Origin of the sequence: Mycobacterium sp. 663a-19, assembly GCF_035616495.1 — a bacterium.
Classification (GTDB): Bacteria; Actinomycetota; Actinomycetes; order Mycobacteriales; family Mycobacteriaceae; genus Mycobacterium.
Window position 1 is genome coordinate 68,983 of the sequence record NZ_JAPJAV010000012.1, and the last position, 13,542, is coordinate 82,524.

Genomic DNA, 13,542 nt, shown 5'->3' on the forward strand with positions numbered 1-13,542 from the left:
CCGGGACCCGGTTGGCGAGTCGCCCGAAAAATGCGCCATGGATACCTCCCGCTGAGCGCAGGCTTGGCGCGCCGTCCGGATGGAGGCGTCGCATGAGATTGAGCCAAAGGTAGCGCGGGCCACCGACAAGTTTCGGTGTGTGCGGAACAATCGCGGTCAGCATGGTCGACGACGCCTCCCCACCGACATCCCGACGACGCCACATCGTGCGGCTCGCCGTGTTCGCCGGCTTCCTCCTCGCGCTCTACCTTCTGGTCGCCGTCACCCGAGTGATCGACGTCGAAACGGTGCGGCGGACCGTGCTGGCGACGGGCCCCGCGGCACCGCTGACCTATGTCGCGGTGTCGGCAGTTCTGGGCGCGGTGTTCGTTCCCGGCTCGATCCTCGCCGCAGGCAGCGGGCTACTGTTCGGGCCCGGATTGGGCATCGCGGTGACGCTCGGCGCAACGGTGGGCACCGCGATCGTCGCGAGCCTCGTCGGCCGCCGGGCCGGCCGCGACAGCGCCCGGGCGCTGCTGGGCGCCCGACGCGCCGACCGCATCGACGCGCTGATCGATCGGCGGGGGCTGTGGGCGGTCGTGGGCCAACGCTTCGTCCCCGGCATCTCGGACGCGCTCGCCTCCTATGCGTTCGGGGCATTCGGTGTTCCGTTGTGGCAGATGGCGATTGGCTCGTTCATCGGTTCGATACCGCGCGCATTCGCCTACACCGCTCTCGGCGCGTCGATCGGGAATCGGTCGCCCGCGTTGGCATACGCGGCCGTCGCGGTGTGGTGCGTGAGCGCCATCGTCGGCGCGTTCGCCGCGCGGCAGGGATATCGAAAATGGCGCGCGCACAACCGCCGCGGCGATGAATGAGCAACAGCGCCGCGGTTGTCGCGCGTAGGTGGACAAATCGTTGGTCGCCCTCCGGGCAGCGACTGATGTGGCGAATGTGACAAACGCGTCATGTGATGCACTTGCCGCCCAATCTCAGCGCGCCGGTGTCAGCATCTCCTTCCACCCCTCATCCCCGATGTTGGCCGAGTTCGCGACGGAATAGACCATCCCATCGGGCCCCACGACTTTGCCACTCTGCACGTCGTAGATCGACGTGGGAACCGCACCGGCGGTGTAGAGGCAGGGGTTGGGTTGCTGCCCGTTGCACTGGACGGTCCCCGATCCCGGTCGCTGCAGCGGATCGCTGACCGGCGGCGGCGTGCCGGGCAGCTGATCGGCGGGCAGCGGGTTGAGGCCGTTGTCGACCGACGGCGCCGGGATCACCAGGCCGGGCTTCACCGGCTGGTCACAACGCGCGGCCGGTGCGGGGCAGGTGAGGATCTGGTTCGGGTCCCCGTACCACGGGTTGGAACCCAACGGCACGTACGGCGCGTTGCTGCGGCACTCGCGCGGGGTCGCCGCCCGCTTGCCGGGCACGTCCACGCATATGTCGTTGCGTGCCCCGCGGACCACGTTCTGCGCGTCCATGGGGATCTTGCAGTAGGTGCCGGCGGGCAGCGGCGCGGTGCTGGTGTCGGCCGGCGCCCGCCATTCCGATGCCGGCAGGAAGCCGGTCAGGCACGGCGGCGGCTGGTTGAGGGACAGGGCGCCGAAGCCGAGCGAGGCCTGGCCGGGAAATTCCGAGGTGACCGACTGGGCGATCGCGGCGGACTGCGGCAAGAACACCAACGCCTGCTCGACGCCGTTGTGGTAGCGCTTCAGCATGTCGAGCACGACCTCGAGGTTGGCAAGGGTCTGTGGCAGCGACTCGCGCACGTCGCCGAACGTGGCGTTGACTTGCTCGGCCGTCGGCGCCGCGTTGGCCAGGATGCGACGAATCGCCGGATCCTGTTGTGCCGTCTGCGCACTCAGCGTCTTGAGGTTGGCGGCCCAACGCCCGATGTCGTCACCGGAATTGACCTGGCTGTCGATGATGGGCGCCGAATGCTCGATGATGTCGTCGATGTCGTCGAGGCTGCCCCTGAAGTCGTGGCTGATGCCCTGAGTCGCGTCGACCAGGCGCCGAAGGGACGGCCCCAGCCCGCCCAGCGCCTGCGACGCCTCGTACAGCAGCGACGCCACCTTGTCCTTGGGCAGCACCGCCAACCCACGGTTGGCGGCATCCAGCGCCGGGCCGATCTGGCTGGGCACCGTGCTCTTGGTGATCGTCTGGTTGCTCCGCAGGTACGGACCGCCGGTGCGGGTCGACACCAGATCGATGTACTGCTCGCCGACCGCAGACACCGAATGCACATTGGCCCACGCGTCGTTCGGAATCTGGTAGCCGTCGTCGATGCTCATCGTCGCCCGCGCGCCGCGCTGGGTTGGTTCGACGGCGGTGACCGTTCCGATGGTGATGCCCCGATACGTGACGTTGGCGGTGCGATACAGGCCCCCTGACTGCGGCAGTTCGGCGTACAGCGTGTAGCGCCCGACGCCGACGAGGCTGGGTAGCCGCAGGAAGTACCAGCCCAGGACCACCACCGCACCGATCGCCAGCACCACCAACAACACCAGTTGGGTCTTGATGAGGCGGGTCAGCATCTCTCACTCACCCCTTTCCACCAGCGGGCCCCCCGGGGCGTCGTTCGGGTTCGGCGTATAGCGGACATCGGGGACCATGGTGGCCGGATCCCGCCCCCACGCCTGCTCGAGCGCCCGGAACATGCCCGACAGTCCGGTTCCGGTCAGCAGCCCGTTATCGAGGGCGGACAGCGTCAGGTCGATCCCGGCCGACACGTTGACGAAGTCGCCGCGGATCACCTTCGGGACGCCGTCGATGTTGAAAGGCGCTGTGAGGCCCAGGCGCAACGAGTCGACGACGAGCGGCGCGGCCCGGCCGAGTTGAATGAACGGTCGCTGCAGCGACTGCAGGTTGTGGTGGAGATCGGGCCGCGAGTCCGACAGCGCCCGGTTGGCGACGTCGCTGAACCGGCCCAGCGATTCGATGGCGTTCGCGAACAATTCGCGCGTGTCGGAGAAATGCTCGATCAGCGGCGGAATGTCGGTGAGCAACCGATCCAGCGTGTCGTTGTGGCTCGCGATGATGCTCAGCAGCTCGTTGGTCGAATCGATCGCGCGGGTTAGGTCGTCGCGTCGGCGGTTCAGTTCGGCGGTGAAAGTGTCCAGCCGCCTGAGGAATTCGCGGACCTGATCGACGTGGCCGTCGAGGGCCTTGAGGATTTCGGTTTGAATCACGTCGAGGTTCGCGATGCCGCCGCCGGTGAGGATGACCGCGATGCTGGCCAACGTCCTTTCGATGGTGGGGTAGGCCGACGAGTTCGCCAGGGCGATGGTGTCGCCGGTCTTCAACGGCTGCGGCGACGGGTTTTTCGGCGCCGCCAGCTCGACGTGCTGGGTGCCCAGCAGGCTGGTCTGGCCGATCTTGGCGGTCGCATTCGCCGGCAGCTGCACGCTCGGGTCGAGGTCCAGCGTCAGGATCGCGACCCAGTTCTTCAGCCGGATGTCACGCACCGTGCCGACCCACACGTCGGCGACCCGCACCCGGCTGTTGGTGTTCAGCGCCAGCGTGTCGGGCATCTGCACGTAGATCGTCATGTGATGCGAACCCGTGCCACGGCCGTACGGCAGCGGCACGTTGGCGATGCCCCGCCAGCTGCACGACGTCACCACGGCGGCCAGTAACAACACGAGCGCGCGGCGACCGGCGCCGGCGATCAGGCGCTTCACCGGCCCGCCCCCGGCGGGGGCGCAAACCACGGTGGCGCAGGCGGATTGGACTCGTCGTAGGCGTTCGGGGGTCCGGGCAGGTTGGTTGCCGGCGGCGGGGGCGCGATGTCCGGACCGCCCATCAGCTCGGCCAGCGATTCCGGGGTCAGCATGTTCGCGGTGAAGGGCTGAACCTGCGTGCCCTGCATCCCGGGCGCGACGACCCAGCCCGGTTCGTGGTTGCCGTGCGAAAAGGGTGTGTCCGGCGAGAAGATTCCCGGGACGGTGGTGTCCTTGTACCCCGGCGGCGGGCGGAGCCGGTCCTCGGAGTAGGCGACCTCCTTGGGCAAGGTGTTCGCCGAGCTGAAGAAGTTGGCGGCGAACGGCAGGTAGTTGAACTTGATGGAGTCCAGGACCGGCGCCAGATACTGCGCACACAGCTCGGCCGAGTCCTGATAGCCCAGCCGGCTGCCGGCCTGAATCGAACTGCAGATGAAGTGAATCGGGTTCGCGAAGTTGGGAAACACGAATGTCCCCACCAGCGAGCTGTGCGCCGGATAGTAGATGTTGTTGAAGTTGCCCGCGAAGGTGGGCAGCACGTGTAACGCCGTTTCCAGGCCGTTGCGCGGTTCCGGTTGCAGCAGCTCCGTGGTCGCCTCGGCCAGGTTGTTGACGTCGTGAGTCAGCAGGGACCTGTTGTCGCTCACAAACTTTCGGACATCCGCGAGTACGTCGTCGACGCGGGCGACCGTGTCGGCCACATCGTGATCGGACTTGGTGAACCAGTCGGTGAACTGGGCCAGGTTGCCGTTGAGGGCGACGAACTGTTGGTCGTTGCGGTACAGCGCGCCGATGAATTGCGCCAGGCTTCGGGTGATCGTGACGAAGTCTCCCCGCCCCTCGTTCAGCGCGGTCAACGCCTCCGACAGGCTGTACAGCGTGTCGTGGATCTGCTTGCCCTTGCCGGCCAGGTTGTCCGCGGCCGATTCGATGAGCTCACCGAACGGTCCCTCGGGCTGCTGCGGTGTCGGCCCGAGCTGCCGCAGGATCCCGTTGATCGAATCGCGCAGCTGGTCCCACTCGACGGGCACCTGGGTCCGCTCGATCGGGATCACCGCGCCGTCCTTCAGCACCGGCCCGTCGGTGTAGGGCGGCGACAGCTGGATGGTGCGCGAGGCGACCAGGCTGGGGTTGAGTACCGAGGCGGTGGCGTTGGCCGGCACCTTGTACTTGTTCCTGTAGTGGAAGGTGACCCGCATCTTGTCACCGGCGGGCTCGATCGCGTCGATCGAACCCACCCGCACCCCCATGATCTCCACCTTGTCGCCCGGGTACAGCGCGAGCGTCTCGGAAAAGTACGCGACGACGCTGTTGTTGGTCAGCTTCCGGTACAGCTGCACCCCGACGACAATCGCGATGAGCGCCAACACAATTGCCATCACCCCGGCCAGCACCACCTTGGCCGACAGTTTCGGCAGTCGAAGGCTGCGGATGTCGAAGATGGTGCTCACTGACTGCTACCTCCCGTGCCGTCGGGCGTGACGAACGGCGCCGGCAGCTGCGGCCCCGGCCCCGGTGGCGCTGTGGGGCCCGGCGGCAGGCCCGGCGCGAACGTCGACGGTGGCGGCGTGGGCCCGGCCGGTGCGAGCGGTTCGGTGCGTGCGCCGGGAGGCACGTGCTCGGGCAGCGGCGTCGGCACACCGGGGACGTCCGGCGCCGGCTCACCGGGCCGGCCCGCGATCGGGATGCCCGGCGCCGGCGGCGGGGCGTCGGGCTGCGGCGGTGACGTCTGGACGTCGAGCGGCGCCGGGAAGGCGGGGCCGCCGAACGGGCCGATGGCGGCGCCGGCGCAGGGCAGCGGGTTGTCGGGCCGCGGGGACGCGCCGGGCCCGGGCGTGTAGGAGCACGGCGATCCGGGCGGGACGGCCGGCCCCGGATGCTCCGGTGTGCCCTCCCGGACCGGAGGGGCCGGCGGCGGCGCGCCGTTGGGCAACCGGGCGCCGTTGGGATCGGGCCACCGGAACTCGGGCAGCCCGGCGCTGCGCCAGAAGTTCTCCGGGTCGATGCCCCGCTTCTTGAAGGCCGCGTCGACCCACGGCTGAAGGATCTGGTAGGGAAGCAGATTCGCGACGATGGCCTTGAAGTACGGCCCGGAGGCGACGGCCTCGGTCAGGGACGCGGTGTACCTGCTAAACAGCGTCAGCACGTCGGCCAGGTCCTTCTTGCGCTTGACCAGTTCGTCGCTGACCGTGCTCAGCTGCGCCAGCAGGTGGTTGAGGTTGGGGTTCTCCTTGATCAGGCCGGACACCTGGCTCGACACGTCCGACACATTGCTCAGCAGGATGCTCAGCGCCTGGCTGCGTTGCTTGAACGCGATCAGCAGGGTGTTGGTGTTGACCAGCAGCCCGTTGAACTGGCCGCCGCGGTCGCCGAGCACGCGCGCGATCTTGCTGGTGTTCGCCAGCAGTTGCTTGAGCTGATCGCCGCGCCGGCCGATGGTGTCGGAGAACGCCCGGACCCCGTCGAGGGCGGCGCTCAGGTGCGGGGCGGTCTGATCGAAGGTCTCCGACAACACCTTCAGCGAGCGTTTGGTGGCCTCGATGTCCCAGCCCGTCGCCGCCTTCGTGGCGTCGACGAAGGCGTCGTAGACCTGGTACGGCGTGGTGGTTTGCGTCGACGGCAGCAAACCGTTGGGCCGCAACGGCTCTGAGCCGCGCGGTTCGATCTGCATGTTCTTGCGACCGAGAATGGTGTCGGTGCGGATCGCCACCCGGCTTTGCGACCCGACCGTCCGGCCGTCCAGCGTGAAGCCGATCGCGACCCTGTTGCCGCGGATCGCCAGCGAGCGCACCAGGCCGACGTCCACGCCGGCGATTTCCACCTTGTCGCCGGTGTTGATGCCGCCCGTGTCGGTGAATTCCGCGTAGTAGGTCGGCGTGGCGAACAGCATCGGGACGCTGGAAAAGGTTTGCCCCACAGCGACTACGAGCAGCGTGACCACCACGCCCATCAGCCCGACGCGGCCGCGGTTGAATTCGGTCAGCGTCCTCATTGCGGCGTGCACCTTCCGGTGGGCTGCCCGAAGAGCTTGATGGTGCGGACCGGACCGCCGGGCTGTAACCCGTTGACCTTCAGGGAAAGATCGCACAGGTAGAAGTTGAAGAAGTCGCCGTAGGTGCCGCCGGCGCGGCCGATGATCCGGTATGCGCCAGGCAGCTTGCCCAACACGTCGTCGAGTTTCGGCAGGTCGTTGATGAGCGCCTGCGAGATGTCCTCGAGGTGGCCGACGGTGCTGTGCAGCAGCGGCCGGTCCTCACCCAGCAGGTCGGACAGGGTTCCCGCGGCGTCGCTGATGTGCGCCACCGCCGCGGCCAGCGGGTCGGCCCTGTTCTTCAGGCCGGTGATCAGCACCTCCAGCTTGTCGACCGTCCGGTCGAACTCCTTCTGATGCTTGACGGCGGTCGCCAGCACGGTGTTCAGGTTGTTGATGATCTCGCCGATCGCCCGGTCGCGGTCGGCCAATGTTGTGGTGAGCGAGGCGGTTTGGTCGAGGATGTCGTTGATGGTGGCGCCCTGCCCCTGGAACACGGTGATGATCGACTGGGCGATCCTGTTGACCTTGTCCGGGTCCAGCGCCTTGAAAAGCGGGCGGAACCCGCCGATCAGGGCATCGAGGTCCAGGGCCGGCTGGGTGTGCTCGAGCGGGATCGTGCCGCCCGGGGCCAGCCGGTGACCGCTGTCGCCGCGCTTGAGTTCCAGGTAGCGGTCGCCGATCAGGTTGAGGTAGCGGATCGACGCGGTGGTCGCCTTGTCCAGCGGCAGCGAGCTGTCCACTTTGAAGTCCACCAGCACCCGTTTGTCCCCGTCGATCAGCGTCACCTTGGAGACCTTGCCGACCTCCACCCCCGCGGCCCGCACGAACTGCCCGGCCCGCAGCCCGCTGGCGTTGCTGAACAGCGCCGAATACCCGGTGGTGCGGTCGAAGCGCACCTGGCCGAACACGACGACGATCACCACGGTGAACATCAACAGGACCAGCCACAGGATGCCGAGTTTGACTGCCGTGCCACCGATTTTCATGGAATCCTCGTCATGGGTTGATCGTGTTCTCCCCGTATTGGCGTCCCCAGACGTACTCGGCGAACAGCGGCTGGCCGAGTTCGAAGTGGTTGTACGGCGCGAGGCTGGCGCCGGTGTCCATCACCAGGTACGGCGCCGGCCACAGGTCACGGGTGATCGTCTGCCAGCAGCCCGGCCGCCCACCGGGCCCACCGTGGGCGTTCACCCGGGGCAGGTTGTCCGGGTAGACATAGGGGTTGGGCGCCGGCAGCAGCGTTCCGAACGCCGTCAGCGAATAGCCGTTGCGCCCAGCAGCGTTCGCGACCAACGGCGCGGCGTCGTGAAAATTGCGGATCGTGCAGAACACCTCCGGGCTGTAGGTGTCGAGCAGCTCGGCCGTGGGCACCAGATCGGCCGCACCGCGCACCAGATACGGCCCGCCCCTGGCGAAGATGTCCTCGCCGGTGTTGCCCACGCCCACCGCCGCCAGCAGCGCGGCGTCCAGGTCGCCCTGCTGCCGGGTCAGGGTGCGGGCGGTGGTCAGCGCGTTCTGCAGAAAGGCCCACAAGTCCGGCGAAGCGCGGGTGTAGGTCTCGGCGAGATCGGCCAACCGCCGCACGTCGTAACCGATTTGATTCACCCGCGGGTTCAACTGCTGCAGAATCTGATTGCCGTTGACGAGCGACTCCCCGAAGCGCCCGCCGAGCCCGTCCAGCGCCTGCGCCAGCGCGGACAGCGTGGCGTTGAGCTCGATCGGATCCACCTTCTCGGCGATCGAGGTGATCGTCTCGAACAGCGTGTTGAACTCGGTGGTCACCGACCGCACGTCGATCACGTCGTGCGGTGAGATCCGTTGGGGTTTGGGGTTTTTCGGCGATATGAGCGACACGTACTTGTTGCCGAACAGGGTGGCAGCCTCGATGGTGGCCGACACGTTGGCCGGAATCAGGTCGATGTACTTCGGATTGACCTCCAGCACCAGCTTCGCCGCCGGGACGCGGTCGCGCTCGGTCTCCGAGATGCTGGCCACCCGGCCGATCGCCACCCCGTTGAAGGTGACCTTCGCACCCGGCTCCATCACCAGGCCCGCGCGCGACGCCACCATGGTCAGCTCGGTCTTCGGCGTGAAGTCGCCGCGAAACTGCATGTACACCAACGTCAGAACCAGCGCGCCGACCACCAGCAACGCCACGCCCTCCAGGTACAGCACGACCCGTCGTCGCGTCGGCGTCAGCATCGTCGTCATGGCGTCACACCGTGAGATTGAAGTTCGGGTCGACGCCGTAGAGCGCCAACTCGGCCAGCAGGACCACGACCACCACCGAGACCAGCGAGAAACGCATCGACCGCCCGACGGCCTGGCCGACGCCGACCGGGCCGCCGCTGGCGGTATAGCCGTAGTAGCAATGGGTGACCATCACCACCACCGCGATGATCACCACCTCCAGGACCGACCAGCCCACGTCCTCGGGGCGCAGGAAGGTGCGGAAGTAGTGCTCGTAGGTGCCGTTCGACTGCCCGTAGAAGATCGTTGTGACGACCTGGCCGGAGGTGAAGGCCATGTCGAGGGCCAGCACGTACAGCGGCACGATCACCACGAGCCCGCCCAGGATCCGGGTGGACACCAGAAACGAGATCGACTTGATGCCCATGACTTCCAGCGCGTCGATCTCCTCGCTGATCCGCATGGCACCCAACTGCGCGGTGGCGCCGGCGCCCACCGTGGCGGCCAGCGCGACGCCGGCGACGATGGGGGCGGCGACGCGCGTATTGGCCAGCGCCGCAAAGAATCCGGTGAACGCCTCGACACCGATGTTGCCCAGCGACGCGAAGCCCTGGATGGCGATCAGCGAGCTGCCGGACAGCGTCACAAACCCGATGATCGCGACCGTGCCGCCGATCACGGCCATCGCGCCGGTGCCCATGCCGATCTCGGCGGTGAGCCGCAGCGTCTCCCTGCGGTAGCGGTGCAGCGCCCACCCGATCTGCATGACGCTGATCCGGGTGAACCTCGCGAAAATCCCGATCTTCTCGAGCCTTCGGACCGCACCGCCGCCGTAGCGGTCGAGGCTGGCGACGGTCCGCGGATAGCGGGCGCGCAGCACGGTAAGGGTCGACACGTCAGCGCCCCGTCCCGAATCGCACGCCGATCGTGGTCAGCACCACGTTGACCGCGAACAGCGCGATCACGCACAACACCAGCGTCTCGTTGACGGCGGTGCCGACGCCCTTGGGACCGCCCTTTGTGGTGAGCCCGCGATAGCAGCCAACCAGCCCGGCGATGGTTCCGAACGTGGCCGACTTGATCACCGAGATGACCACCTCGGGCAGGCCGGTGACGAGGGTGAGGGTGCCGACGTAGGCGCCGGCCGAAATGTGTTGGATGAAAACGCCGAAGACGAAACCGCCGACCAGCCCGATGGTGATTACCGCGCCGTTGAGCAGCGTGGCGACGATGGTCGCGGCGACGACGCGGGGCACCACCAGCCGGTGGATGGGGTCGATGCCGAGCACCTCCATCGCGTCGATCTCCTCGCGGATGGTGCGCGCACCCAGGTCGGCGCAGATGGCCGTGGCGCCGGCCCCGGCGATCACCAGCACGGTGGTCAGCGGGCCCAGCTGGGTGACCGCGCCCAGCGCCGCGCCCGCGCCGGAGATGTCGGCGGCGCCGAACTCGGCGAGCAGGATGTTGAGGGTGAAGATGATGAGCACCGTCAGCGGAATCGAGACCGCGAGCGTCGGCAATAACGAGACGCTGGTGATGAAGTAGCCCTGCTCGATCGTCTCGCGCCACTGGAACGGCCGGCGAAACAGCGCCTTGCCGGTCAGCACGCAAGTTCGGTAGAACCCGCCGACGGCGTCGATCCCGGGCTGGATCTGCGCCCGGAGGTAGGTGGTGATCACGGCGGGGCTGCTCATTGCGGGATCTCCCGGCGGTCGAGGGCGGCCATGATCGTGGTGTTCGCGCGTTCGAGCGCGTCGTGGGCGGCCTTCTTCGCCCCGGCGGGGTCGCCGGCACCGATCGCGCCGACCATTTCCCGGTAGGCGTCCCGGCCCCTGACCTCGCCGGTCAGCGCGGGGGCCAGGGCGGCCAGCGCCGGCTCGTAGGCGGCGCGAAATGCGTTGTACATCAACCGGAATACGATCGAGCCGGTGCCGTCGACCACTTGATCCCAGAACGCGAGCGTGCCGCGGTGCCACGCGAGAGGGTCCTCTTCGGCGTCCAAGGCAAGCAGCGAATCCTCGAGCGAGCCGGCGAGCTCGGGTTCGTGCCGTTCGGCCGCCAGCTCCGCGACCTTCGGCCCGATGCGCAGCCGGGTCTCGAGGATGCTGCGGAACACGGCGTGGTCGAGCTCGCCGTCGCGAAACAGCAACCGGGGCAGCAGGTCCAGGCCGGCGTGCCGCCGGAAATCGCGCACGGTGGTGACGCCGCCGTGGCGCACCTCGACCAGGCTGGCCGCCGAAAGTCGCTTGAGCCCCTCGCGGATGGCGGGCCGGGACGCCCCGAAGGCCTCCGCCAACCGGCGCTCGCTGGGCAGGGCCTCACCGGGCCGCATCTCGCCGCTGAGCACGTCGGCGGCGATCTGCTCGAACACCTTCTCGGGCACCGAGCGGCGCACCGGCTGTAACGGCATGCGGCCAGTGTGGCTGGTGTGACGCAAGTAAAGTGGTCAGACCACCGGCGTGTCGCGAATCTTTCCCCGGCGAGACGTTAGGTTCAGCGCATGGGGCAGCGGATCGTCGTGGTCGGGGCCGGCATTGCCGGCCTCGCGACGGCGGTGGCGATGGAGCGGCGCGGATACGCCGTCACCGTCGTCGAGGAGCGCACCGACACGTCCTCGGGCGCCGGCATCAGCATCTGGCCCAACGCGCTCGCCGCGCTGGACCGCATCGGGTTGGGCCAGGCCGTCCGCGACGCCGGTGGCCGCATCACGGCGGGCGCGTTGCGTTGGCGCGACGGCTCGTGGCTGCGCCGGCCGGCGCCCGAGCGGTTGATCAAGGCGCTCGGCGAACCGTTGGTGGTGGTGCAACGCTCGGCGCTGCGCGACATCCTCGCCGGCGCGCTGGCGCCCGGCACCGTCGAATATGGGCTGTCCGCGGTCGGACTCGCGCCCGCGGGCGACGAGGTGCGGGTCCAGCTGTCGGACGGCGACGCCCGCGTGGCCGACGGGGTGATCGGCGCCGACGGCACCCGCTCGGTGGTGGCCCGCCACCTCAACGGCCCGCTCGCCGATCGTTACGTCGGCTACACCGCGTGGCGCGGGGTGGCCAGCTGCGCCATGGACCCGGAGTTGGCCGGCGAGACGCTTGGACCCGGCGTCGAAACCGGCCATGTCCCGATGGGCGCGGATCGGCTGTATTGGTTCGCCACGGAGCGCGCACCCGAAGGACAGCTCTCGCCCGACGGCGAATTGCCCTATCTGCAATCAAGATTCGCGCGCTGGCCCGAACCGATTCCGAGCATGCTGGCGATGACGGCCCCCGAAGACGTGTTGCGCAACGACCTCTACGACCGCACCCCCGCCCGGACCTGGGCACGCGGACCCGTCGTGGTGGTCGGCGACGCGGCGCACCCGATGCGCCCGCACCTGGGACAGGGCGGTTGCCAGGGACTCGAGGACGCCGCGGTGCTGGGCGCGTGTGTCGACCAGGCGGACGACCTGCCCACCGCCTTCGTCCGGTTCGCCGCATTCCGCCGGCGCCGCGTCCGGCGCATCGTCCGCGAATCCGCGCTGATCGGCCGGGTGGTCAACTTGCGTCCGGCGTTCCTGAGCGCCGCCGCGAGCCGCGCCACCGCACTGGTCCCCGAAGCCGTGCTGACCCGCCACGTCGCGTCGGTGGCGGCGCGCTCGGCGTTCGCGCTGCCTCTGAAAACCTAGAAAACCTAGGCGCGCTACCCGCGCTGCGCGGCCACGAACAGATTCCGCGGGACCTCCTCCGCGACCTCCTTCGGGGCGCTGCGGCCATAGCCGGCCATCAGCTCGTCGGAGGGCGTCACCGTCGCGTCCCAGCCGTGGCGCCGGAACCAGTCACCGACGTCCTCGCGCTCCTCGAAGTAGAACAACTCCTCGTTGTTGGGGATCTCGCGCTGCGGGTCCACCTTGGCCACCAGGGCGCGGATCCTGTTCATCCGTTCGCGACGCCTCGCGCGGAACTCTGGGTCGATGAACTTCGGGCCCAGCGCCTCCACGGCGACCCGGCTGCCCGCCACCGTGAGCTCCTGGATGCGGTCGAACAGCAGGTCCTGGGCCGCGGCCGGCAGATACGGCATCAGGCCCTCGGCCGACCAGGCGCTGGGCGCCGAGGCGTCAAAACCCGTTCGCCGCAACGCGGTTGGCCAGTCCTGGCGCAGGTCCACCGGGACTGCGACCCGATTGCAGGTGGGCCGCGCCCCGTGCTCGTCCAGCGTCGACGACTTGAACTCCAGCACACGTGGCTGGTCGAGCTCGTACACGGTGACGCCGTCCGGCCAGGGCAGCCGCCACGCGCGGGAGTCCAGGCCCGCCGCCAGGATGACCGCCTGGCGGATGCCGGCATTCGTCGCGTCGAGGAAGAACTCGTCGAAAAACGCCGTGCGGCAAGCCATGTAACCGACCATCGCGGTCATCTGCAACCGCAGTCCCGGTTCCGCTTCCAGGATCTCGTCGGGCAAGTGCGACGCCGAGTACCAATTCCACAGCCCATCGCCGGCGGCGTCGAGGAAGACCCGCGCGAAGGGGTCGCGGATCATCGGGTTTTCGCTCTCGGTCTCCACGGCGCGGGCCGACGCGACGCCCAGCGCCGTCGCCCCCACGCTCTCGGTGATCTCCCAGGTGTCGTTGTCGGTTCTGGCCAC

At 68.5% G+C, this 13,542-nt stretch carries 12 protein-coding genes; 2 read left to right on the top strand and 10 right to left on the bottom strand.

What is annotated here, in order from left to right; translation table 11 throughout:
• Window positions 1-161 precede the first annotated feature (161 nt).
• Window positions 162-857: a TVP38/TMEM64 family protein gene (locus OQ968_RS20140; RefSeq protein ID WP_324681141.1), complete on the top strand. Its 696-nt coding sequence runs from the start codon at window positions 162-164 to the stop codon at window positions 855-857.
• Between the two features lie 114 nt (window positions 858-971).
• Here OQ968_RS20140 and OQ968_RS20145 read toward each other — a convergent pair whose 3' ends face one another.
• From OQ968_RS20145 to OQ968_RS20185, 9 genes are read right to left on the bottom strand one after another with little or no spacing between them, the layout of a single operon-like run.
• Window positions 972-2,522 (bottom strand): MCE family protein, encoded by a 1,551-nt coding sequence (locus OQ968_RS20145; RefSeq protein WP_324681035.1) that lies wholly within the window; start codon window positions 2,520-2,522, stop codon window positions 972-974.
• Between the two features lie 3 nt (window positions 2,523-2,525).
• The gene (locus tag OQ968_RS20150; protein WP_420715967.1) at window positions 2,526-3,659 is read right to left on the bottom strand and encodes a virulence factor Mce family protein; all 1,134 of its coding nucleotides are present in this window, start codon (window positions 3,657-3,659) and stop codon (window positions 2,526-2,528) included.
• A 5-nt stretch (window positions 3,660-3,664) separates the two neighbouring features.
• Window positions 3,665-5,158 (bottom strand): virulence factor Mce family protein, encoded by a 1,494-nt coding sequence (locus tag OQ968_RS20155; protein ID WP_324681037.1) that lies wholly within the window; start codon window positions 5,156-5,158, stop codon window positions 3,665-3,667.
• Window positions 5,155-6,699, bottom strand: a complete 1,545-nt coding sequence (locus OQ968_RS20160; RefSeq protein ID WP_324681038.1) for an MCE family protein — start codon at window positions 6,697-6,699, stop codon at window positions 5,155-5,157. Before OQ968_RS20160 ends, OQ968_RS20155 begins: the two co-directional genes overlap by 4 nt.
• Window positions 6,696-7,727: an MlaD family protein gene (locus OQ968_RS20165; RefSeq protein WP_324681039.1), complete on the bottom strand. Its 1,032-nt coding sequence runs from the start codon at window positions 7,725-7,727 to the stop codon at window positions 6,696-6,698. Before OQ968_RS20165 ends, OQ968_RS20160 begins: the two co-directional genes overlap by 4 nt.
• Before the next feature lie 10 nt (window positions 7,728-7,737).
• Window positions 7,738-8,952, bottom strand: coding sequence for an MCE family protein (locus OQ968_RS20170; protein ID WP_324681040.1), 1,215 nt, complete (start codon window positions 8,950-8,952; stop codon window positions 7,738-7,740).
• A gap of 4 nt (window positions 8,953-8,956) precedes the next feature.
• Window positions 8,957-9,826 carry an ABC transporter permease gene (locus tag OQ968_RS20175; RefSeq protein ID WP_324681041.1) on the bottom strand — a complete coding sequence of 290 codons (870 nt, stop codon included), beginning with the start codon at window positions 9,824-9,826 and terminating at the stop codon, window positions 8,957-8,959.
• 1 nt (window position 9,827) lies between these two features.
• Window positions 9,828-10,625 carry an ABC transporter permease gene (locus tag OQ968_RS20180; protein ID WP_324681042.1) on the bottom strand — a complete coding sequence of 266 codons (798 nt, stop codon included), beginning with the start codon at window positions 10,623-10,625 and terminating at the stop codon, window positions 9,828-9,830.
• A complete protein-coding gene (locus tag OQ968_RS20185) occupies window positions 10,622-11,341 on the bottom strand; it encodes a FadR/GntR family transcriptional regulator (RefSeq protein WP_324681043.1) in 720 nt (239 codons plus the stop codon). Before OQ968_RS20185 ends, OQ968_RS20180 begins: the two co-directional genes overlap by 4 nt.
• Window positions 11,342-11,431: 90 nt before the next feature.
• On the opposite strand from OQ968_RS20185, the gene OQ968_RS20190 reads away from it, so the two are divergent.
• A complete protein-coding gene (locus OQ968_RS20190; protein ID WP_324681044.1) occupies window positions 11,432-12,586 on the top strand; it encodes an FAD-dependent oxidoreductase in 1,155 nt (384 codons plus the stop codon).
• Between the two features lie 14 nt (window positions 12,587-12,600).
• Here OQ968_RS20190 and OQ968_RS20195 read toward each other — a convergent pair whose 3' ends face one another.
• Window positions 12,601-13,542 carry a class I SAM-dependent methyltransferase gene (locus OQ968_RS20195; RefSeq protein WP_324681045.1) on the bottom strand — a complete coding sequence of 314 codons (942 nt, stop codon included), beginning with the start codon at window positions 13,540-13,542 and terminating at the stop codon, window positions 12,601-12,603.